Source organism: Streptomyces carpinensis, from assembly GCF_002154505.1.
GTDB classification, from domain to species: Bacteria; Actinomycetota; Actinomycetes; order Streptomycetales; family Streptomycetaceae; genus Streptomyces; species Streptomyces carpinensis.
Map to the genome: position 1 here is coordinate 1 of NZ_MUBM01000159.1, position 22,128 is coordinate 22,128.

General features: G+C 69.7%; 18 protein-coding genes and 2 pseudogenes. 8 read left to right on the forward strand and 12 right to left on the reverse strand.

The features are described 5' to 3' along the window. Positions 1 to 759 precede the first annotated feature (759 nt). Entirely contained in the window at positions 760 to 927 is a 168-nt protein-coding gene (locus tag BZY54_RS50945; RefSeq protein WP_158103892.1) for a hypothetical protein, read from the reverse strand. A gap of 44 nt (positions 928 to 971) precedes the next feature. On the opposite strand from BZY54_RS50945, the gene BZY54_RS21290 reads away from it, so the two are divergent. After that, a complete protein-coding gene (locus BZY54_RS21290; protein ID WP_086726814.1) occupies positions 972 to 1,187 on the forward strand; it encodes a hypothetical protein in 216 nt (71 codons plus the stop codon). Between the two features lie 219 nt (positions 1,188 to 1,406). Here the strand turns inward: BZY54_RS21290 and BZY54_RS21295 are convergent, their stop codons facing one another. Together BZY54_RS21295 and BZY54_RS21300 are read right to left on the reverse strand one after the other, a co-directional pair. Continuing rightward, positions 1,407 to 2,849 carry an esterase/lipase family protein gene (locus BZY54_RS21295; protein WP_086726816.1) on the reverse strand — a complete coding sequence of 481 codons (1,443 nt, stop codon included), beginning with the start codon at positions 2,847 to 2,849 and terminating at the stop codon, positions 1,407 to 1,409. Between the two features lie 80 nt (positions 2,850 to 2,929). Then, the gene (locus BZY54_RS21300; protein WP_086726818.1) at positions 2,930 to 7,354 is read right to left on the reverse strand and encodes an AAA family ATPase; all 4,425 of its coding nucleotides are present in this window, start codon (positions 7,352 to 7,354) and stop codon (positions 2,930 to 2,932) included. A gap of 87 nt (positions 7,355 to 7,441) precedes the next feature. On the opposite strand from BZY54_RS21300, the gene BZY54_RS21305 reads away from it, so the two are divergent. From BZY54_RS21305 to BZY54_RS21315, 3 genes are all read left to right on the forward strand, one after another. Then, the gene (locus BZY54_RS21305) at positions 7,442 to 8,452 is read left to right on the forward strand and encodes a translation initiation factor 2 (protein ID WP_086726820.1); all 1,011 of its coding nucleotides are present in this window, start codon (positions 7,442 to 7,444) and stop codon (positions 8,450 to 8,452) included. A 250-nt stretch (positions 8,453 to 8,702) separates the two neighbouring features. Continuing rightward, on the forward strand, positions 8,703 to 9,296 hold the full coding sequence (locus BZY54_RS21310; protein ID WP_143668083.1) for a hypothetical protein: 594 nt from the start codon (positions 8,703 to 8,705) through the stop codon (positions 9,294 to 9,296). A 269-nt stretch (positions 9,297 to 9,565) separates the two neighbouring features. Continuing rightward, positions 9,566 to 10,192 carry a GntR family transcriptional regulator gene (locus BZY54_RS21315; RefSeq protein WP_086726840.1) on the forward strand — a complete coding sequence of 209 codons (627 nt, stop codon included), beginning with the start codon at positions 9,566 to 9,568 and terminating at the stop codon, positions 10,190 to 10,192. A 92-nt stretch (positions 10,193 to 10,284) separates the two neighbouring features. Here BZY54_RS21315 and BZY54_RS21320 read toward each other — a convergent pair whose 3' ends face one another. Genes BZY54_RS21320 through BZY54_RS21335 form a run of 4 tightly spaced genes read right to left on the reverse strand, consistent with a single transcriptional unit; the run spans position 10,285 to position 13,009 of the window. Next, positions 10,285 to 10,437, reverse strand: a complete 153-nt coding sequence (locus BZY54_RS21320) for a zinc ribbon domain-containing protein (protein ID WP_425276297.1) — start codon at positions 10,435 to 10,437, stop codon at positions 10,285 to 10,287. Positions 10,438 to 10,443: 6 nt separating this feature from the next. After that, positions 10,444 to 10,812 (reverse strand): cupin domain-containing protein, encoded by a 369-nt coding sequence (locus tag BZY54_RS21325; protein ID WP_086726824.1) that lies wholly within the window; start codon positions 10,810 to 10,812, stop codon positions 10,444 to 10,446. Continuing rightward, a complete protein-coding gene (locus tag BZY54_RS21330; RefSeq protein ID WP_086726826.1) occupies positions 10,809 to 11,600 on the reverse strand; it encodes a carbon-nitrogen hydrolase family protein in 792 nt (263 codons plus the stop codon). The genes BZY54_RS21325 and BZY54_RS21330 overlap by 4 nt, the downstream gene beginning before the upstream one ends. Before the next feature lie 44 nt (positions 11,601 to 11,644). Then, complete coding sequence (locus tag BZY54_RS21335; protein WP_086726841.1) at positions 11,645 to 13,009, reverse strand: MFS transporter; 1,365 nt, start codon at positions 13,007 to 13,009, stop codon at positions 11,645 to 11,647. Between the two features lie 137 nt (positions 13,010 to 13,146). Between BZY54_RS21335 and BZY54_RS21340 the strand changes: the two genes are divergently transcribed. Next, a complete protein-coding gene (locus tag BZY54_RS21340; RefSeq protein ID WP_086726827.1) occupies positions 13,147 to 13,833 on the forward strand; it encodes a DUF2848 domain-containing protein in 687 nt (228 codons plus the stop codon). A 475-nt stretch (positions 13,834 to 14,308) separates the two neighbouring features. Here BZY54_RS21340 and BZY54_RS21345 read toward each other — a convergent pair whose 3' ends face one another. The 3 genes from BZY54_RS21345 to BZY54_RS21355 all read right to left on the reverse strand — a co-directional run bounded on the left by BZY54_RS21345 (position 14,309) and on the right by BZY54_RS21355 (position 16,877). Next, positions 14,309 to 14,875 (reverse strand): anthrone oxygenase family protein, encoded by a 567-nt coding sequence (locus tag BZY54_RS21345; RefSeq protein ID WP_086726828.1) that lies wholly within the window; start codon positions 14,873 to 14,875, stop codon positions 14,309 to 14,311. Positions 14,876 to 14,972: 97 nt separating this feature from the next. Beyond that, complete coding sequence (locus tag BZY54_RS21350) at positions 14,973 to 15,965, reverse strand: AraC family transcriptional regulator (protein WP_086726829.1); 993 nt, start codon at positions 15,963 to 15,965, stop codon at positions 14,973 to 14,975. Between the two features lie 60 nt (positions 15,966 to 16,025). Beyond that, positions 16,026 to 16,877, reverse strand: coding sequence for an NmrA family NAD(P)-binding protein (locus BZY54_RS21355; protein WP_208640716.1), 852 nt, complete (start codon positions 16,875 to 16,877; stop codon positions 16,026 to 16,028). Between the two features lie 310 nt (positions 16,878 to 17,187). Between BZY54_RS21355 and BZY54_RS21360 the strand changes: the two genes are divergently transcribed. Continuing rightward, positions 17,188 to 17,487: a hypothetical protein gene (locus BZY54_RS21360; RefSeq protein ID WP_086726831.1), complete on the forward strand. Its 300-nt coding sequence runs from the start codon at positions 17,188 to 17,190 to the stop codon at positions 17,485 to 17,487. 100 nt (positions 17,488 to 17,587) lie between these two features. Beyond that, positions 17,588 to 18,473: pseudogene (locus BZY54_RS21365) on the forward strand (IS5 family transposase). A gap of 300 nt (positions 18,474 to 18,773) precedes the next feature. Here the strand turns inward: BZY54_RS21365 and BZY54_RS21370 are convergent. Together BZY54_RS21370 and BZY54_RS21375 are read right to left on the reverse strand one after the other, a co-directional pair. Then, positions 18,774 to 19,167, reverse strand: a pseudogene (locus tag BZY54_RS21370) (transposase); the annotation flags it as partial. Positions 19,168 to 19,406: 239 nt separating this feature from the next. Next, positions 19,407 to 20,957, reverse strand: a complete 1,551-nt coding sequence (locus tag BZY54_RS21375; protein WP_086726833.1) for a M20/M25/M40 family metallo-hydrolase — start codon at positions 20,955 to 20,957, stop codon at positions 19,407 to 19,409. A 519-nt stretch (positions 20,958 to 21,476) separates the two neighbouring features. Between BZY54_RS21375 and BZY54_RS21380 the strand changes: the two genes are divergently transcribed. After that, positions 21,477 to 22,121, forward strand: a complete 645-nt coding sequence (locus tag BZY54_RS21380) for a dihydrofolate reductase family protein (RefSeq protein ID WP_086726835.1) — start codon at positions 21,477 to 21,479, stop codon at positions 22,119 to 22,121. The last annotated feature ends 7 nt before the right edge of the window (positions 22,122 to 22,128 follow it).

The window sequence follows — 22,128 nt, forward strand, 5'->3', positions numbered from 1 at the left end:
GGCGCCACCCGCCCCAGCCGCATCGCCGAGGACATCGCCGCCCTCAACGCATCCCGTGCCTGCCAGTCGGTCCGACGCGTAGGAGGCGCACGCTGAATGCGGTCTCCTCCAGCGCGTCGGGCGCCATGAGAGTGATCCTGCATAGGTCGGACGCGGTGAAGTGTAAGCGCATGACGCTCACCGATCTTGTCCTGACTTGGCCGTTTTGGCCAGGGCTGAAAGGCATGGCGGCTTGAATCCGTCACACAACAGACTGTCTTGGCACGTCCTCAAGGCATGCCAAATCCACTGACACGCAAGGGCATGCGCTGTCCCTGGTCCAGTCCAGTCCGGGGGCGTATGTCATCACCGTCGGGTGCGCTCGGAGCCGCACTTGCCCACGCGGGGAGAAGACATGACCGTACGACGCAAGGTTGCCGCTGCAGGAGCGAGCGTTGCCGCCGCGGCCGGCCTCCTTCAAAGACTTGGTCGTCTTGAAAGATCAGCCGGTTGCCGTTCGTCTATGCGGGCCTCACCCCGATGCCGGAGCAAACCCCCGGATCAGGTCGAACCCGTACACCACTTCCCTGGACGCAACCTCGGCGAGGCACCAGCGTCGTGACCACCCGCACCGACCCAACTGGAGCCAGTCCCAGAGCCTGGAGACGCCCCGCGCAGTCCCTGCTCACCCTGGTGCAGCCGCTGCCCTACCCCGACCACAGGCCCCGACCACAGCTGGTCACAGCGCTGCCGCAGCCAGTTGAGCCCAGCCCTGGCCGGTCAGTGGCCCAGGCGACAGGTGTTCCAGCCGCGGCCGTCGCGTATCAGCCCACCCGACCGCTCCAGATTGCCGAGACGGCGGCGGAAGCCCGGTTCGAGCACGGCCAGGTGACGGGCCCAGCCGCCGAGCGCGCCAAGGCAGCTCTGGCCGACGCCGAGCAGACGCACCGGGATGCGGTCGGTGCTCTCATCCGGGCCCAGAGTCCTGCGCCATGTACGCGTTCGAGCCCGCCTCGCCGACCCGCCCGCCCGCTCACCGTGGAGCACCGTCCCAACAGCCCGGCGAGGCTGGGCTGTTCCTCCAGTTCGGGTATGCGGAAGCCTGGCTGAACGGCAAGCGCCTCAGCGCCACCCTGGTCAGCCCCGGCAGCGGCCTGAGCCTGATCCTGGGCGGCTCGTGGGACGTCCCGTCCACCGTGGGGCCGTGACTCACGCCCTCCGACGACGCTGCCGGGCCCCGAGCTTGTGCCAGTGCCGGTCCATGTCGTACTGCCTGCCGACCCGGTGCCGGGGCATCCGCAGCAGAAAGTCGTCTTACGGCTGTGGAAGCGGACGGGACTGGGCGCAGCCGGTGGTGTTCGCCCACGAATCGGGCCTGGTCACCGCACGCCGACCGTGATCGGGCCCGGCCTGGACCGGATCTGTCCTCACCCCTCGGCGACGGTGACGACCTCGTGGCACACGGCATACGGCCGGTCGGCCTCCACCCGCAGCATCCACGTGCCCTCCGCCGCCGTCAGCTCGGCGACCTGACCGCCCGTCCCGTCCGGCAGCAGGGTCACTGGCTTGGCATCGGTGTCCGGCAGTCCGGGAGCGGTCAGCCGTGCCCGAAGCGTCCGTCCGGTGACGGTCGGGCCGCTCGCCCGGACTGTGAACGGCTCGCCGGCCACCGCCATGTCGGGCACCTCCAGGCCGAAGTCGGCGTCACTCCCGAGCATCTGACGGGCGGGCCTGCTGCGGCGGATCGCCATCAGCTGATGCCGCAGGGCCTCCGCGCCGGCCATGCCGGCATGGCGCTCGCCGTTCCACAGCGCCTCGTCCTCGCGCTCCAGCACCCAGGAGGCGAAGGCCGAGCCGCCCGGGACCGTGCCGTCCCCACCCCAGTCCCTGTCGTTGTCGAGGCCCGTGGGGAACGCGAGGCTCCCGTCGGCTCCTACCACGACGCCGTGCACCGTGGGGTGCGCCCGGCCTGCGAAGCAGTGCACCCGGTACGGTGGTGCGGCGAGACCGATCTGGTGGCGCTCCCAGGCGTCGGTGATCTCCTCGTGGAAGTCGAATGCCTCCCGCACCAGTTCGGACGGCAGGTCGGGCACGGGCGCCCGCTTCAGCCACGTCCTGCCGTTTCCGTCCTCGTTCACCACACACGCGTACACCGGGAGCAGCTGTGCGACGGATGGAAAGGATCGGGCCAGCGTGGCGAGTCTTTCGTTGACCGACAGCACCCGCTGAAGGGCCCGGGTGGCCAGATTTCCGGGCTCCATCGCCCGACCGGTGAGGACCCGGACCGCCTTCGCCGCACCTTGGAAGGGCGTGCCCAGGGTGACCAAGGCGCGCGCGTCCTGACGACCATCCAGGCACTCGAGGTAGTAGCGGGCAACCAGTCCGCCCATGGAGTGGCACATCAACACGACCTTCGGCGGATCGTCGTGGGCCACCGGGTACACCCCGGGCGCGATCGCCCGCCACTCGTCCAGGGCGGTTGCGATCCGCTCCTTCAGACGCCGGGCCGTGAACCGGTTCGACAGCCGCCAGTCGTAGGGGAACACCATGAACTGCTTCGGGTGCAGTCCCGGGCCGGTCCGCTCGCCGTCGTACCAGCCCAGTGCCGCCTGGACGTCGGGATAGCCGATGCAGGACAGGAACCCGGGCAGCGCCTCGGGGCCCTTGAGCAGCCGGCCGGCCTCCACCGCGTACGGTCCGTCAGGCGCCTCGTCGCCAATGCCGGGCGGCAGCATCAGCCCCTCCACGGCCTTCGCCGGACTGCGCAGGCTCAGCAGCGCCTGTTTCGACTGGTTCCACACGTCCTTGCCGTCGCGGGTCAGACGCGTGCCGAGGATGCCGGGCACGAAGACAACCAGGTCGTGGATCATGGCGTCAGCTCTCCGTCTTCTTTCTCTCGGTCTCTCCGGGCCGGATCCCGGCCCGGAGATCGTCCCCGTCGTCACCCGGTTCAGACGCGGCCCACAGCGGCCGCGAGGCGGTCCTGGGGGATCCTCACCTGGTCGCACCGGTCGCGGCCCTGCAGGAACAACGACAGGCCGTGGCGCGGAAGTTGCACGGCGTTCGCCGTGTGGACGTCATTGCCCCGGTACGGGACGGCCAACCCGGCGACCCAGGTTTCGTCCACGACGTCCCGGACCGCGACGGTCGCGGTGCCGCCGAAGGCCAGCAGCAGGGGGCGCTTGAGGCTGCCGGCGAAGGCCAGGGCGGTCGGGGTGCCGTGGGGGCTGGACAACCGGCGCACGGGTGTTCGGCCGTCGTACTCGCACAACTGGGCCGTGCCCGCCATGCTCCAGGCGAGCAGGGGCAGCACCTCGCCGCCGTCATGACGGCACGTCAGGGCGAGGCCCGCGCGGGGATCGGGACTCGCGGGACGCTGCCCGAGGCGGACGAAACCACCCTCTGTGCTCTCCCACAGGGCCACGGAATCGCCGCAGTCCGCCGCCACCCAGGTCCGCCCGGACACCGTGCGCGCGGCCACGTCGCCCACCTTGATCTGGGCGGCCTCGATGGCCTCCTGCGGCGCCCAGAAGACGCCCTTGCGCACGTACGGCACCACTCGCCGGCCCTCGGGCACGAACAGCCAGGGCCCGTCGGGCGGACCGGGAGCCAGGGCCAGACCGGCAACGGTGTCTCCGGCATCGCCGCTCAGGTCGACGGGTGTGTCCTCGGTGTGCTCCCTCAGGTCCTGGTCGAACCGCCACACGCGGACGCGGCGCCCCGCCGCTGCGGCCACGGTCCAGCCGTCCTCGTGGCCCAGAGCGGACACGGCGGTCACCCGCGCCCCGCACGGCAGCACGATGCCCTGTCCGGCCGACCCGCGCACCGGGTGGTGCAGGCCGAGCAGCACATGCCAGCCGGCCGGCCGCGCCAGCAGCACCTCTGTCCCGGACGGGCCCGGCGCGACTGCGGGCCTCGGCCAGGGTTCGCCGCGCCGGGGTCGCGGCGGAGCGCCGGCGGCGACCAGCGCCGCGGTGTCGATCACCCGTACCTCGTCGCCGTCTCCGACGGCCAGCCGGCCCGTGCCCGCGGGGTCGAACGCCAGCCCGTTGCGCTCGCTGGCCAGCTCCAGCACCGCGTCGACCGTGTCGTCGGTGGCGCTGCGCACCCGGACCTGGTGGCCCTCGTGCAGGGCGAGGAGCGGCAGATCACCCCGCCACCCGAGGGCGATCTGCCGGGCCGCGGAATCGTAGGCGCGCAGGCGGGTGACGACCAGGGCCGCGTGCCCCTCCGCGGTGATGCGCCAGAGGGTGACCCGCTCTCCGTTCGAGGCCGCCTCGGACACCGCGACGAGTCCGCTCTCGGCGCCCTCCGGGAGGGTGGCGACGGCAAGGCGGCGGCCGGGGTCCGTGGGCACCTCCCAGCGGCCACGCACCAGGTCCTGATCGCCGTACAGCTTGCCGTTCAGCTCGTGCAGGGTCAGCGTGTCGCCCGCGGTAAGCAGGAAGCACCGGTCCCGCAGGCTCAGCAGCGCCACCCGCTCGGCCGGGTCCGCCAAGACGTCGTGGCGTACGTCCCAGGCGTCCCCAGCGTGTCCGGGCGTCACGGCGCACCGCCAGGCCCATACGCACTTTCCGTCCGCCGCGACGATCTGGATGCCGTCGTCGCAGCGGGCGGCGTCCAGGGCGCCGATCCGGCCGTCCCAGGTGTAACTCCGACGCGGCCGGCGCTCGTCCCCCCACCACAGGTGCAGCGACCGCCCGTCGTGGGACGCCGTGATCCGCCTGCCCCGGGCAGTCGCCTCGCGGACCTCGGTGAACACCGAGTCCGTCGCCCGCCCGTCGGCGGTGCGTCTGGTGTGCAGGTAGGCTCCCGTGTCGGCCCGCCGGGTGACGATCTCGCCGCGGCCGGCCACGGATATCGTGCCGCCCGCGGCCCGGCTCCAGCTCAGGGCCAGGGCGCCGCCGAGCGGGGCGGGCAGCGTCAGTTCCGGCGGCTGCGGGACCGCGTCGCTCCACACCTCCTGCCAGGCCTGCTCGGCGAAGCCCAGGAGGCGGCCGAGCGTCTCGTGGGTGTCGGGGTGGCCCACGAACGCCTCGGCGCCGAGCATCGCCTGGCGCTGGTGGACCGAGGTGTGGCTGCGGAACCTGGCGCCGACCCGCCGGTACAGCGCGGCGCCGTCGCAGGTGCCGATGAGTCGCCCGGTGAGCGGCAGCATGACGTCCGGCTCCGTGCGCACCAGGAACCCCGGGTCGCAGAACAGCTGCTCCAGCGGGTGCTGCTCGTCCGGGGGGTCGTCGGGGCTCACCGGGATCTGGGCCGCGTGCGCGCCCAGGTAGGTCAGGGTGTACGTGTCGGCCTGGTCCCAGTCGCCGGCCGGCCGGTGCAGGGCCTCGAAGATGCGGCGGTGCGCCGCTGCCTCGCTCAGCCGGGCGCGCTCCAGCAGGGCGGTCCCGTAACTGGTGTGGTCGAGACGGTGCAGCGGCTCCTGCCCCGGCTGGCGCTCCGTCGTGATCAGCACGCCCTTGAGTTGCTGGAGCATGGCATCGAGCATCCCGCGCGTGATCTCGAACGTGCCCCTCCGGCGCAGCCTGTTGGCCAGACGCAGCCACAGGTCGCGGTCGGCCAGGCCCGGCCCCTGGACCACGGCGAGCGGCAGCAGCAGCTCAGCGTAGCGGCCGCGGTCGCCCGGATCGAGGACGCCCAACTCGTCCGTCATCAGCTCGCGCAGCTCGTCGCCCCCGTGTCGGACGAGGGAGTCCACCTGGTCCGCGGACAGCGGTTCCGGCTGCCGGGCGAGGGTCCGGGCCGTCTGGTGGGCGACGTGGAACCTACGGCCGCACCGCCACGCCACCCGTGCCGCGGTCTCCCGCCGCAGCACCTCGGCGTCCGGACCGGCGTACGGCGAGCCGGGGACCTCGGCGAGCACGGACGCCACCAGCGTGGCGATGTCGCGTTCGGTCTCCCGGTCCCGGTCGAGAACAAGGTCGGGGGAAGAGCGGTCGAGCGCATCGAGCAGCGACTCACGCGTTTCCCCCTCCATGGGCCGGCGGGGGCGGGTCCGCGTGCCGACGATCACCTTCACACCGGGGTACCGGGAGAGCGGATTCAGCAGCCGGCGCGCGATCTCGTGGGCCTGGCCGGGCATGGCCTCGTCCAGTCCATCCACGAGCAGCGTGATGCCGCCGTTGCGCGGCACCGCCTCGCCGATCCGGTCCGCAGCCACCTGCGCGGGGATCCCCGCCTCCTCTGGCGTCTCGACACCGAGCGGGGCCAGGACCCGCAGCAGGTCGTGGGCCAGGGAGTGCAACGACGCTCCGTGGCAGGACACCGCGCCGTGGACGGACCCGGGCGGCGGCACGGTCTGCGGCGGCGGTGGGGGGTCAAGCGCCTGCTGCAGGCGGGGCACGGAGAGCAGGGCCAGCCGGGCGAGGAGCGCGGTCTTTCCGGTGCCGGTCGGGCCGGTGACCACGAGCATGCCGCGGCTCTGGGAGGCCATCCAGGTGACGAGCCGGCTCAGCGGACGCACCCGGCCAGAGAACTGGTGCGGTTGGATGCCGCCGGTCATCGGGCCGAGCCGACGGGAGGTGAGCCAGGGCTCCCGGTCGGGCGGCAGGACGGCGGGGCGGTAGACGGTGTCCCCCGCGTCGAAGTACGGGTTGTGCAGGAACCGGCGGCTCATGGAGCGGATCTCATTAAACGCCGGTCGCAACGCGGCGTCGTCGAAGCCGGCCGCCTGGGCGCGTCGGTCGATCGCCTCCAGCAGGTCCGGCACCAGCAGGAAGGGCGCCGTCCGCTCGAACGGCCGTACAGTCCCGTCCAATTCGAGCTCCGGGTTCTCCAGGGCCTGCTGCAGCCACTCCACCCAGAGGCTCTCCTCCACCTGGCGGTCGGCACCGGCGGTGGCCAGGACCATGAAACCGTCCGCCGACTCAGGGATCCCGCGGAAGACGTGCAAAGCGCCGTGGAGCGTCCGGCTGCCGTGCAGGGTGCGCTGCGACTCGCAGGCGTCGATGACCACCAGAAGTTCGGAGCCCCGCACCCGGGAGAGTTCGAGCATCAGGGACTCGAACGGCATCGCGCGACGGGGGTGGGGATGCGGCGCGCCCGGCTCGTAACTGTCCCGGCACGCAAGGAGGTAGCTGTTGTCAGTGGCGTGGCCGTGCCCGGTCCAGTAGAAGATCTTCCGTTCGGCCTCGGCCGCGACGAACCGGTCGAGGCCAGCCTCCACAGCCGCCCGTGTTCCGTCGCCCTCGAGCTTCTCCGCCCGGCCGAAGCCGAGCCGGTCGCACAGCCGAATGAACCGCTCCCGTGCGCGCAGCACGTGCTTGCGGTCGCGCAGTCCGCCCCGCTCTCCGTACTCGGCGATGGCCACCGTGCCGACCAGGCCGGACGACCGCAGCTCCTCCCGTCTGATCTCGAACTCGACCGACATCCCCGCAACCCCTCCCGCACCTATACTGATCGACCAGCATGAGGCGTGTCACGTGATCGCCAATAAAGCCTCGAGAAAGGCGTGTTGATGACCTCCAGGGACCGGTTCACCGTGGTCGGACGCCGGACCGACTGCCATATCTTCGAAGGTGACGGAACACGCTCGATCACCGAGGAGAACGTGCGGGTGCGATATGTGCCTGAGCCGGTCGAGCTTCCCGAGGAGATTGCCGAGTGGCGCCGGGAGATCGAGGCGCAGGAGGCCGCCAAGGAAGCGGCCGGCGAGCCACACCGCTGGAACAACCCGCGGTTCGCGGTGCGGCGTCTGATCGTCACCCGCACCCACACGGCCGAGGACCCGGTTGCCACCCTGACGCTGTGCGACGCCGACTACTACGACTTCCTCACCACGTCCATCAACCTGGACCGCAAGCAGAGGAACGGCCTAACCCTCCGTCAGCAGTACATGGACGGCAAGGACCCTTTGGACGCTCCGGAGTTCATGTTCTGCAGCTTCGGCGTCAACGTCGCGGTGGAGACGGGCAAGGACGGCAAGATGCTGTTCTCCCACCGCAGCGCCCGGGTCGTGGGGCCGAACAAGTCGAAATGGAACTCGTCCGCGAACGAGGGACTCGCCCGCAACCATGATCTCTCCCCTGACGGGCGGGTCAGCCTGCACGCCGTCGCCCGCCGGGCGCTGCGCGAGGAACTGGCCGTCCTCGCCTCAGACGACGTCGACCTCGAACTGATCGGCTTCGGCTTCGACCTGCGCAACAACCAGTGGGCCGCATTCTTCCGGGCCGTGCTGACCGACCTGTCCGAGGACGACCTGCGCGAGCGCTGGAGCCGGGGCGTGGAGGACAAGTGGGAACACGACCGCCACGCCTTCGTCTCGACGGACCCAGAGACCGTCCTGCGGTTCATCCGCGACCAGCCCGACGAGAAGTGGACACCCTGCGCGCCGGCGCTGTTTTACCTCGCACTGGTCCGCGGCGCGGTCCGTGCGGCCGAGGGGAACCCCGACGCCCGCTACGACGTCGAGGCGATCGAACGCAGGGTCATGCGCGAGCTCGACGACAGCGAGGACGACGTCGCCTAGAAGTGTCCTGAAGTCTTGCTCCGGCCGACCGAATTGCCCGGGATCGCCTTGAATCGGTGCCGGTCGCAGCCGGTGAGCGGACTTCGTGTTGAACCGCCGCTGTTGCAGCCAGTCCCGTGGTCTGCCCCGGCCCCGGCAGCGGGCGACCGATACCGCCGCGGGCCTGTCACTGTCGCGAGGCCGAGCCGAACCCGACGAACCGCCGAGCGACGCGGTGGACGAGGTCCGCTTCCGCTGCGCGCGAGCGGAGATGAAGACGCAGTTGAAGGCAAACATGGTGAAGCCCTTCTTGGTCATCTCCCTGTCCCTTGCCGGGCTCGCCGGGCTGTTCGCATGGCTGAACCATGATCCGAGTTGGCTGTGGGCCATCCCTGTATGGTGCGGCGGCTTCGCACTACTGATCGGGCTGATCGCCGCCTTGGTCCTCGGGGCGGCACCGTCGGAAACAGAGTTGATCATCGACCGCTCGGCCATCAGGGTTGAGCAGCGCAGGAAGACGAACGTCACCGGCACCTCGCGGATACCGTGGCGGGACCTCACACACGTGGGGGTTCTGCGGCCCAACCCCGGTTCAGTGAACCCGCGACTGACACAGGTCTACGAGGCCAACCACCTCCTGGTGGTCCACTTACGGCAGGGGGTGCGTTTCCCCTCGACAAAGGATCCACGCCTGCCCGACGAACTGCACCGACTGGGCAACCGCACCATCGGGCCGATCGGGAGCTTCGGCGCTGACAAGCAACAGGTCCTCGCTGCACTGGACCGGTTCGCGGGCAACCGAGCCCTGCACACCGAACAGGAATTCCTCGACCGCGATCCGCGCATCCAGCCGGAGATGATCTGACACCCCAGCGTGTCATCCCTGCAGATCGCCATTGCGACCAGACACCGGCAGCGGCCGGTATGCCGATCGGAGTCGGTGAATCCGCCCTCTTCGAGGAGCCAACGAGACGCCATCTTGATCGTCTCGTCACTGACCAAGAGGTACGGGGCAACCCGCCGGCTCAGGCGCAGCGCTCCCGGCGCACCCAGCCGTTCCTCTCCAGCAGCGCAACGGCGGATGCCGCATGGTAACGTTCGTATACAAGCTGTATGCAGAGCCTGGGGGTTGCCGTGACGTCCGGTCGGGAGAAGGCGTACACGTATCTCAAGGACACGGTACTGACGGATCCCGAAATGCAGGGGACCTTCCTGTCGGAGCAGGAGCTCGCCGACCGCATCGGTGTCTCCCGAACGCCTATCCGGGAGGCGCTGCTGCAGCTCGCGGCCGAGGATCTGGTCGAGCTCGTGCCCAAGCGGGGTGCCCGGGTGGCACCCCTGGCGGGGCGAGAGATCCGAGAGCTCATGGAACTGCGGGGCATCGTCGAGCGGTACGCCGCCCAGCAGCTCGTCTCCGGTAACCGAGCGCCGGTAGCGGAGCTGCGCTCCCTGTTGGAACGGCAGCGCGAGCTCACCGGCGCCGACCAGGCCCGGGAGTTCATCGCGGTCGACCACCGGTTCCACTCGGCGCTGGTGTCCGCCGTCGGCAACACCCTCCTGGACCGGCACTATGACGGCCTGCGCAGCCGCCAGGTCCGCGCCGGAGTGGTGGCCCTCTTCAACCAGCAGGGACGTCAGGAAGCCGTGCTCCAGGAGCACGAGGCCATCCTGGACGCCCTCGCCGCCGGTGACGCACAGGCCGCCTGCGCCGCCATCGATCACCATCTGGAGTCGACACTCAAGGTGCTGCTCGCAGGCTAGCTACTTGCCCGTCAACTTGACCCGGCAGTGAAGGACCGGGCTCGCAGGTAGGGCGCGACTGGCTGCCGCGTAACCTCCCGCGTCTGAGTCACCTACGGGGAGAAGACCGGGACGCGTGACTCACACCCCGCATTCCACACGGCCTCGCACTTGCGGGCGATGTTGCGGGAAGCGTTCAGGTCGGCGTGCGCAACGACGCCGCACGACCTGCATCGGAACCGGGCCTGCGAGGCTGGCAGACCCAGGCTTCTTCAGCGGCCGGCAGGGCCCGCCGGGCCCGGCTCGGGGTAGGTGGTCACCAGCATGGTGACACCGTCACGTGATACCCAGGGGCCGTGCGGCATCCCTGGTGGGCGGCAGGCGTACATACCTGCGGTGAAGGTCCGGTCGAGTGTCAGGTCGTGCAGCGTTCCCGCCACGAGATAGACCTCCTCCCAAAAGTCGTGCCGGGCCGCGCCCCGCTCCGAGTTATCGGTGCCCGGCGCCCAGCGCAGGAGCACCGTACGGCCTCCGTGCTCGGCGTCCTCGGCCAGGACGCGCTCCTCGATGCCGGGGACGGCGCCGGCCGGGGTGCTCCACGGTCCGTCGGGCAGGTGGAACTCCAGCATGGGCTTGCTCATCGCCACAGCTCCGGACGCCGGTTGGCCAGTACCGAGGTCTTCTGCCGGACCGCGGCGACCTCGTCGATGTCCAGGTCGGCCACGAGCAGCCCGGGTTCGGCACCCAGCGTGTGCCGTACGGTCCCGTCGGGCCCGACGATGCGGCTGTGCCCGATGCCCGTCGGCGCGGGACCTGGCTCGGCGCCGGGGTCGGCCTGGTCGACGGCGGCGAGCCACACAGTGGCGTCCAAGGCACGGGCCCGCACCAGCAGCTCCCACTGGTCGAGCTTGCCGGGCCCGGCCCCCCAGGACGCGGCCAGCAGTGTGGCGACAGCTCCGGCGTCGGCGTGGGCCCGGAACAGCTCGGGGAAGCGGATGTCGTAGCAGGTGGCCAGGCCCAGCCGTACGCCGTCCACGTCGATCACCGTCGTGCCGGAGCCCGCGGCAACGGTGTCGGACTCGCGGTAGCCGAAGGCGTCGTACAGGTGGATCTTGTCGTACGCCGCCTCGACCCCGTCCCCGGTAGCCAGCAGGGTGTTGGTCACTCGGCCTCCGGGGGCCGGGGTGAACATTCCTGCCACGACGACCAGGCGGGTCGCCCGGGCGATCTGCCGTACCCCGTCGGCCCATGGCCCGGCCAGGGGCTCGGCGAGCGGGGCCAGCGGGGTGCCGAAGCAGGCCATCGCCGCCTCCGGGAAGACGACGATGCGGGCTTCGGCGTCCGCGGCGCGCCGGGCCCACTCCTCGATGAGCCGGAGGTTCTTGTCGGGGTCGGGGCCGGTGGTGAGCTGGCTCAGGGCTATCCGCACGGTGCGGTTCCTCCTTCGAAGGACGGGGTCGGCGGGATGAGGGGTCAGACGGACCGGGTGGCGTCCGCCGCGGCCGGGGCTTTCGGCGCGGCGAGGCGGGTGTCCTCGTCGATGGCGGCTTCGGGGTCGCGCCCCAGCCAGACCCCGGCGAGGGAGACGGCCGAGGCGATGGCGATGTACGCGGCGAGCGGTACCCAGGTGCCGTAGGCACTCAGCAGGCTGGTGAACAGCAGTGGGGCGATGGCGCCGCCGATGATCCCGGCCAGGGTGTAGGCGAGAGAGGAGCCGGTGTAGCGCAGCCGGGGCGAGAACTGCTCGGCGATGAAGGCGGCCTGGGGTCCGTACAGACAGCAGTGGATCACGAGGCCCACGACGACACCGGTGGCGAGCGGCAGCCAGGTGCCGCCGTGGATCATCGGGAAGAACACGAAGGGCCACACGCCGGCCGCCACGGCGGCGCAGCCGTACAGCAGGCGGCGGTTGATCCGGTCGGAGAGGGCGCCGGCCAGCGGCATGAGGAACACCTGGAGCGAGGAGCCGATGAGGACGGCCGCGAGGGCGGAGCCGCGCGACATGCCGAGTTCCTTGGTGGCGTACGTCAGCACGAAGACGGTGAACATGGCGTAGAGCACGTCGGGGCCGACACGGCAGAGGATCGTGGCCAGCAGGGCACGGGGCTGGGTGGTGAAGACCTCGCGGATCGGTGCCTCAGGGCGGGTGTGTTCGGCCTCCATCGCCTTGAACACCGGGGTCTCCTCCAGCTTCGCCCGGATCCACAGCCCGAACGCGACGAGAACGCCGGAGAGCAGGAAGGCGACGCGCCAGCCCCACGACTCGAACTGGGCTTCGGTCAGCAGCGCGCCGAGGGCGGCCAGGACGCCGTTGGCCAGCAGATTGCCGGCGGGTGGGCCTATCTGCGCGGCGGAGGCGTAGAAGCCGCGGCGGCGCGGGTCCCCGAACTCGCTGGACAGCAGGACGGCGCCGCCCCACTCGCCGCCGACGCCGACGCCCTGGGCGAAGCGGAGGACGACCAGGGCGATCGGGGCGGCCACGCCGACCGTCGAGTACGCCGGCAGGACGCCGATCAGGAAGGTGGCCGCGCCGATCAGGATCAGCGTGGCGATCAGCACCTTCTTGCGGCCGATCACATCACCGAGGCGGCCGAAGACGACCCCGCCCAGCGGGCGCGACACATAGCCGACCGCGTAGGTGGAGAACGCCAGGAGCGTGCCGGTGAGCGGGTCCTCCGAGGGGAAGAACAGGTCGCCGAAGACCAGGGCGGCCGCCGCGGAGTAGACGGCGAAGTCGTACCACTCCAGGGAGGTGCCGGCCAGGCTCGCGGCGAAGGCCCGGCGGACGCCGGAGTGCCTGTCGGGCGCCTTCGTGCCGTCGTGCGGGGTGTCGTGCATGGTGCCCATCCTTGCTCGGGGACATCGACCTTCCGGCATACTTCTTGTATACAGTCGGTATGCGCAAGCCCTGCGCGAGAACTTTGCCCGCGGAGAAACCCGCTCTGCGGCTCATCGCCCGACCCCTGGGAGCCCTCATGGCCGTGCTGACCTTCGAACTGCCCGACGGATCCACCCGCGAGGTCGACGTCGTCCAGGTCCTCAACGCCGGGTACGCCGGACGCAGCCAGGAGGACGTCGCCGCGCACGTCGCGGAACTCGCAGAACTCGGCGTACCCGGCCCGTCCGTCACGCCGGCCCTCTACCCCGTCTCCCCCTACCTCGCTCAGCAGACCGACCGGGTCCAGGTGCAGCACGGACACACGTCCGGCGAGGCGGAGTGGGCACTCGTCGTGGCGGACGACGGGGAGCTCCTGCTGACCGCCGCCTGCGACCACACCGACCGCGACCTCGAGGTGCACGGTGTGGCCTGGAGCAAGAACGCCGGCCCCGACGTCCTCGCGCGCCGCGCCTGGCGCCTGGCCGACGTGGAGTCCCGCATCGATGAGCTCACTCTGCACGCCTGGGTCACCCACGGCGGCACCCGCACCCAGATCCAATGCGGCACCCTTGCCGAACTCCTCACCCCCGCCTACTGGGTCGACACCCTGCGCTCCCGAAAGGCGCTCACGCCCGGCACCGTCCTGATCTCCGGCACCATCCCCATGACCCCCGGCGTCGACCAGTTCGCCGACGGCTGGAGCGTGGAACTGGGCGATCCCGCCACCGGCGACATCATCCGCCTCGACTACGACGTCCAGCCCATGCCGGCGCCCATCGGCTGACGCGGCCGGCCCGCTGGTCCGGGAGGTGCGCGCTCCTGCGGACTGTCGTCCTGCCGCCTTCCTGCAGGGCCGGGAAGACACGTACGCAAGGTGCTGTTCCCGGCGGCTGGGGAGAAGACACTGCGCAACCTGGTCGCGGAGGCCAAGGCGAACGAGAAGGGCGTTCACGGCCAAGGTCTGCATCGAGGACGGTAGGCGGTGGCACAACCCGGAGGACGACCTGCCCGGCGACGTGCGGATTTCAACAGCTCGATCAGGGGCGGTGAAGGCCACCGCGGATGCGGTCTCTCCAGGAGGGCGGCACCATTACGCACGGCGCCGCCGAGAACGGCGATTGCACCAGGTGGGGTCGATCCCCCGCCCCCGACCGCTTCCCAAGCCCGGCGCCCGCCGGTGACCAGGACGGGAGCACAACACAGTGCAACGCAGGCTCCGGATGGCCCGCGCCGGTCGGCACAACACAACCGCCGGACGATCAGCCCGGGACACCGACCCCTGCGCGGCCGTGCAGTTTCAGGCAATGCGCCAGGCAGCCCAGGGCGGCGGTGCACAATAGTGTGCGCATGATGTTGGTCGTTTCCCAGACCTCCTTGAACTTGTCGACGACCGACAGGTCGCCGGCCTTCGCCGGGTCACCGATCGCGGCGAGCTCGTTGTTCAGGGGGATGTTGACGGAGACCGTGACCAGCAGCGCCACTGCGTAGAGCGCGGCGGCGGCACCCGCCCACAGGGCGACCGTGCGGCGCCCCTTGCGGTACTCGAGGACGGCAACGGCCACCGTCACGGCGAGCGCGCCCAGAAAGATCAGGGCAAACAGACCGCTGTCGTCTATCACCTGGTTGAAGTTCCGCATGGCCTCCGCGTACACGCGGTCGTCGGTACGGGCGAGGCCGGGCATGATCGACACATCGAAGGCGAAGAACACACCGGCCATCAGACCCACGGTGGTGACAGACATCACCAGCAGAATGCCCGCGGCTCTGCTCGGCCGGGGTGACGGCGCCTGCGGCGCGAGCGGCACGCAGTGGGAATCAGTGGTCATCAGAGCGTCCTCACTGTGGAATTGCGGCGCGCGAGCTCGGGAATCAGGGGTGGCTGCCCGGCCGTCCGGCGAGGCGTGGCGCGAGCGGCCCGGCCCGTCAGCCGCCCAGTACCACCGTCCGGGACGGTGTCGCCGGCGGCAGGATGATCGGTGAGGCGCCGCTCTTCCGGTACTCCTGCGGACTGACCCCTCGCACCCTCTTGAAGGCCGAACTCAGCGCGAACGCACTGCTGTAGCCGACCTGGTGCGCCACCGCGGCAAGCGTGGTGTCCGGCTCGCGCAGCAGGTCGGCGGCCAGGGCGAGACGCCAGGTGGCCAGATAGGTCATCGGCGGTTCCCCGACGACCTCGGCGAAGCGGCGGGCGAGAACCGCCCGGGAGACGCCGACCTTGCGGGCCAGCGACTCCACCGTCCACGCATGGGCCGGCTGTTCGTGCAGAAGACGAAGTGCGGGCCCCACCCTGGGGTCGGACCGGGCCTGGTACCAAGCCGGCGCACCGGCGTCCGGCTCGGCGAGCCAGGCGCGCAGCACACTGACGAAGAGCAGGTCGAGAAGTCGGTCGAGGACCAGTTCCTGGCCCAGCTCGTCGCGGCCGATCTCCTCGGCCAGCAGGGGTACGAGCGGGGAGTCGTCGAGGGCGGCGGGCCGCACCAGGAGGGCGGGCAGGGCGCCCAGCAGACGGCGGCCGATCTCGCCAGGCGCCTGGTACGTACCGCTGAGCATGACGGACGAGCCCTGGCCAATCGGGTCCCCCCAGGTGCGCACCCCCAGGGCCATGCTGTCGGTGACGTCCTCGCCGTCACTGGTGCCGCAGCGCTGTTCCGGGCCGACGGTGATCTGGACGGGGGTGTCCTGCGCGTCGGCGATCGTGTACGGGTCTGGGCCGCGCAACACGACGACGTCGCCAGGGCCTATGCGGGCCGGGACACCGTGGTCGGGCATCACCCAGGCGTGGCCGTGGACCATGGTGACCAGGGAGATCGGGGCACGGTCCTCGATGCGCAGCGACCAGGGCGGGTTGAAGACGGATTTGAGCAGGAAGGCGCCGCGCGCCTTGGGGCCGTCCAGGAGCCCGGTGAGCACGTCCATGTGGTGATCCCCGTTTCGGCTTGAGGGCGCGTGCCAGGTCGAATCCGTACCAGACGTTTCTCAGACGTTCCAGATGCCGGTGGCGGCGGCGTCCCTCGCGAAGGCGGAGAAGTCACGCGGCCTGCGGCCGAGAGCCTCCTCCACGCCGTGGACGACGCCGGCGTTGCGTCCGTCGAGGATCAGGCCGAACAGGTCGGCGAACTCGACCGGCAGCCCGTTCTCCCGCAGGACCGCCCGGTAGTCGTCGAGGGTGACCGGGAGGTACGTGATCTCCCGTCCGGTGACCTGTGACAGTTCGGCGGCCACATCGTGGAAGCTGAGCGACCGGGGCCCGGACAGCTCGTAGGTCCTGCCGAAGTGCTTGTCGTCGGTGAGGGCTGCGGTGACAACGTCGGCGATGTCGTCGGCATCCACGAACGGCTCCACGGCGTCGGCGGTCGGCATAGCGAGCTCACCGGCGAGGACGGGCTCCAGGAAGAAGCTCTCGTTGAAGTTCTGGTCGAACCAACTGGCCCGTACGACGGTCCAGTCGGCGCCCGACTCCTTGAGCTTGTTCTCGCTGATGACCGCGCCCTGTTCACCGCGTCCGGAGAGCAGTACCAGGCGGCGCGCGCCCTTCTTCACGGCGAGCTCGGAGAAGGCGCCGACGGCCTCGGCGGCCCCCGGGAACGCAAGGTCGGGATAGTAGGTGACGTAGACAGCTCCGACGCCCTCGATCGCCGCCTCCCAGGTGCTGGGGTCCTCCCACACAAAGGGCGGTTCGCCGCTGCGGGATCCCACCCGCACCGGCAGCCCTTGCGCGGTGAGCCGCTCCGCCACACGGCGCCCGGTCTTTCCGGTGCCGCCGATCACCAGGGTCGTCTTGGTTCCGGTCCGCTGAAGGTTCGGCTGAACGTTCTGTGCGTTCGTCATGCCGATCAGTCAACCGCGGCCCGGCGAGACGAACCATTGCCACAACGCTCAACTCCATACGCGTGCGTCCAGGATCAGGCTCGCCCTGGGATGAAACCCCTACTGGTCGTGTTGCTAAAGAAAGCTGGTGAGCCGGGCGCACCCCAGACTTCGCCGTCGAGCAGCGCCATTCCCAGTACGGGCCACGCCTCCGCCTGCCACGGTGCAGCCGCGTGGTGTCCATCTTGCTGCGTAAACTGCTGGCTCGTGTGCCTGTCTGTTATGTCAACGTGCACACTGACGGTTTCCCGTTCGACCGAAGGACTGAGCCGTGCCCGACCGACCTGAGATTGTCTGCATCTGCGGCTCTACCCGGTTCGTGGACGAGATGCGTGCGGCGAACCGTGATCTGACCTTCGCAGGTGTCATCGTCGTCGCGCCAGGCGAAGCAGACGAGTTGATCACCAACGAGCAGAAGACCGCGCTGGACGCCCTCCACCTGCGCAAGATCGACCTGGCTGACCGGGTTCTGGTCGTCAACCCCGGCGGGTATATCGGCGAGTCCACGAGCAGGGAGATCGCATATGCCCACGCCACCGGCAAGCCGATCTCGTTCACCGATCCCGTCTGACCAGTAGACGCTTCGTGGTGCGCGCGGGCAACGAGTCTCAGTCAGCCTCGGAGCGTCTTGTTAGAGGGTCTTCGAAGTCGTCGGGCGCAGACTTGTGCTTGTGTCGCGTGACGTGATCTCTGATGAGGCGTGGGCCGTGCTCGGGTCTCTGTTTCCCGCTGTGAAGGCTACGGGCCGTCCGCCGGTAGACCGACGCACGGTGGTCTAGGCGACAGCGTGGCGGTTTCGCACCGGGGCGCCGTGGCGTGATCTGCCCGAGCGGTTCGGGAACTGGAAGACGATCTACAAGAACTTCGACCGCTGGTCGAAGGCCGGGGTCTGGGCGCGCGTCCTCGAGCAGGTCCAGGCGATGGCTCACCAGGGCGGCGACGTCGACTGGATCGCGTCGATCGACTCCACGATCGTGCGTGTCCACCAGCACGGCGCGACCCTGCCCCGGGACAAAGGGGGCGCGGTCGAACTACAGGAAGCTCGGAGATGAACCCGCTGATCACGCGATCGGCCGCTCCCGTGGCGGGTTGACGACCAAGACGCACCTGGTCGCCGACGGCAAGGGGCGGGCGCTGGCGTTCGTCCTGACCGGTGGCCAGGTCGCGGACAACCATGCTGCCCGACACGCTCGACGAGATCCGCGTGGCCGGCGCGACCGGACGGCCACGTCAGCGCCCGGACCGGCTGCTGGCGGACAAGGGCTACCCGTCAAGGGCGAACCGGGCGTGGCTGCACGAGCGCGGCATCGCCACGACAATCCCGGAACGTGACGACCAGATCGCCCACCGCGGCAAGCGACCTGGCCGCCCCATCGACTTCGGTGACGAGCAGCGGCAGCGGTACCGGGGCCGCAACGTCGTCGAGCGCTGCTTCAACAGCTCAAGCAGTGGCGCGGGCTCGCGATGCGATCAGACAAGACCGCCCGCAACCACCACTCCGGTCAGTGCCTCGCCGCGACACTCCACTGGGTCCAGACCTTTAGCAACACGGCCTAAAAGAGTGTTTTGTCCCGGTAGTGGTGTTTGATAAGTATGCTGTCTGACCTGCGGAATTTTGGGGAGTCAGCTGATAGTGCTGAGCGGTTCAATCTAAGGATGAACGATGCTCTGTGGGGTCGGCTCCCGGTCGGAGACCAGCGGGAAGTGGACGAACTGGTTATCGCTGGACGCCACATCCAGGCCATCGCGTTCATGCGTGAGCGCGTTGGCTTGCCGCGGCCGGATCTCCGTGACCGCGTGGACCTCCTGGAGCAACGTGACCAGGTCTTGCGGGTAGGTAGGGACCAGGCGGCTCGATCAGGTATCCCGCCGGTTCGGAGTGTTCTCACGGGTGACGCGGCGGCTTATCAGGTCGATCATCGCCAGGACTGATCATGGCTTCGGAGCGGTGGGGGTGGGTTTCGCAGTCGCGGGCCAGGCGGCGGTGGTGCATGAGCCAGCCGGAGGTCCGCTCGACCACCCAGCGCCGGGGGATCACCTTGAAGCCTTTGACTCCAGGTTCGCGTTGGACAACTTCAACGTCGATGCCGAGGCGGGCGCCGTGGTCGATGGCTTTCGCGCGGTAGCCGGTGTCGGCCCAGCCCTTGGTCACGTGAGGGCTTGTGGTGGTGATCTGGGCGAGCAGGCGGATACCGCCGGCGTTGTCGGAGACGCTGGCCGCGGTCACCCAGACGGCCAGCAGTAGTCCGAGGGCAAGGCGGACCGCTACCGCCAAGCTGGTGACACACTGCCCGGACAGCGGAGTTCCCGGCATGACGGATGTCTTGGCGGACACGCCGTTCTGCCGGGGCTCCGCTTTCTACGTCCGGCGAACGCCCAGATCAAGTCTCCCTTGCCGGCAACCGGACAGCTGTAACTTCCCGGCCTTGACCGAAAGCCGCGGAAGGGATCCGTGCGGCCGCAGGCGTATGCCCGCTGGTGATCGACTTGTCAGCTGAGGAAGCGGGAGAACATCCGGTACATGAACGCGGTCCCCTGCCGCAGCGCCTCGACGTAGATCCGTTCGTTGTTTCCATGCATCGTGATGAGCTGGTCGTTGTCGAGTACGTACGGGTAGACCCCATATCCGGGGATGCCGCGCTCGCGCCACGGCGCCAGGCTGGTGCCTGCTTCGAACAGGGCCGGCGCGAATACCGCGTCGGGGTAGGTCTCGCCGGCGGCGCCGGCCAGAGCGCGGAACAGTGGAGTGTCTATGTCGGCCGGCGGTCTCGCCCAGATCGCGTCGAGCTCGTCGAGGTACTGTTTCTCGGTCTTGCCCGCCGGGGCGGCGAGTGTCACCTGGATGCCGCGACGGGCCGTCATCTCGCGGACTTGGGCGAGGAACTCGCGGGGCTTTTGTCCGCCGGGGATGCCACGGCAGTTGATCCGGACACGCGCCGAGGACGGGATCACGTTCTCCTTGTAGCCGGAGTCCTCAATGACGAACGCATGCGTGGTCCGAAGCAGGGCCTGGTGCAGCCACGGGTAGGAGGACTTCGAAACAACGACGCGCGCGGCCCGTTCCCGTGCGCTCTGGCTGCGTGCGGAGAGCATGAGCTTGACGGCGCGGGCGAACTCCGCGTCGTCGGTTGCCTTCGCCAGCGCCGCGAAGTACTCGCGTGTCACCGCGGTGAGGTGCACCGGCGCAAGCCAACTGCCCAGTTCGGCGACCGCCCGGGACAACGTCACGATCGCGGCGTCGGGGTTGGGCTTGGAGGAGTGCGTGGCGGTGCCGTGGGCGGTCAGATCCAGGTTGAAATAGACCTTGTCCTGCCGGGTGGCGGTGATCAGCATCGGGGTGGTCTTGTCCTTCTGCGCCAGGAACCAGCCGCCCTCGGTGAGAACCATGCCGGCGTCCACCTTGTCCCAGTGGTTGGCCGCCAGCCACCCCGATCCGAAAGAGCCGGCCTCCTCGTCACAGTCGGTGAGCACGATGATGTCACGTTCGAACCGGGACCCCTCGGAGATGTGCCGCAGCAGAGCACTGATCGTCGCCGAGTTCGCGCCCTTCATGTCGAGGGCGCCGCGACCATACACCTCCCCGCCCCGCACCGTGCCCGCAAACGGATCGACGGACCAGTTGTCCCGTTCGACCGGCACCACGTCGGAGTGGCCAAGCATCAGCAGCGGCGCAGCAGAGCTGGTCCCGGGGATCCGCGCGATCAGGTGCACGTTGTTCGGCTGCGGAGTGTCGATGATCTCCGAGGGCACCCCGGCGTTCTCCCACACCGCCTTGAGCATCTCCGCGTGCGGGCGCGTGTTCGCGCCCTCGCCGTGGTTTTGCGTGTCGTAGGACAGCATCCGCTTGAGCAGGTTGAGCGGGTCCTTGTCCGCCTCCGGCACCGCGGTCGCGGCCGCCGCCGGACTCAGGGCGGCGCCGGTGAACAGGCTGACACCGCCGAGGCCCGCGGCGCCGAGGGCGGCGACGCCGACTCCGCCAAGGAAGGTGCGCCGACCGAGCCGCGCCCGGGTCACGGCAGTCACGTCACGTGAATCGTCCATGCTCTCCTCCTTGTTGCGCAGGTGGTTGGCATTCGAGCTTCACGATCACGCTGGTACAGGGTCAATCAGTAAGAAGCGCCGCAGTCGACGAGCGGGGCGCCCCAGTCGACGAGCGGTATTCAATCTGCGACGAACGGCGGCTGCGGGCGATCAGACCCTGCGGGTGATCGTCGAGTCCGAAAGCAAGGCCGGCGCGTGATCAAGGTCGGGCGGCCATCCTCGCTGGCGGCGTCCGCCAGCGGGTCGGAACAGCACACCAAGTTGCTCTACCGGGAAGGTTCGTCGGGTTGGCGGTTGGATGGGCGGTGACGTCCGTTGCGAAACATGTGAATGGTTGCGGCGGCCACGCCGGCCGCCCCCATGCCGTCCGCGTCCGCCACGGCCACACCGCCGAGGGCCGCTTCCCGACGCGCCTTGGAAAAGGTTGCGGGCCGCTGTCGATCCGGGCACGTCCCGTTCGACGTCATGATGTGCGGCACCTCGCCACACGATGACGCGACAGACCAGACGAGGAAACACGTGAACCAACTGCTGAGAGTCCAGAACTTCAACGTCTCGAGTGACGGAATCGGTGCCGGTGAGCACCAGAGTCTCGAGCGGCCGTTCGGCCTGGACCATCCCGAGAGGCTGTTCGCCTGGGCCGGAGCCACGGCGAGCTGGCCCATGCGCACAGATTTCGGGGGGAGCCGGGGCCTCGACGACTACTTCACGCGGGACTACGCCCGCAACATCGGCGCCGAGATCATGGGCCGCAACAAGTTCGGTCCCCAGCGCGGTCCCTGGCAAAACCATGAATGGCGGGGCTGGTGGGGGGAGGAGCCTCCGTTCCGCACCCCGGTGTTCGTCATGACCCACCACAAACGTCCTTCGTTCACGCTCTCCGACACCACGTTCCACTTCGTCGACGGCGACCCGGCCACGGTCCTCGAACAGGCGCGGAAGGCGGCGCAGGGCAAGGACGTCCGGCTCGGCGGCGGGGTCACCACCATCCGGCAGTTCCTCGACGCGGGCCTCGTCGACACCATGCACGTGGCGGTCTCGCCGGTGAAGCTCGGGCCCGGACTACGACTCTGGGAGTCCCCCGATGAGCTGCTCGACCGGTTCCACCTGGAGGTCGTGCCCAGCCCGAGCGGCGTGACGCACCACCTGTTCTGGCGGAGGTGACGCGAGG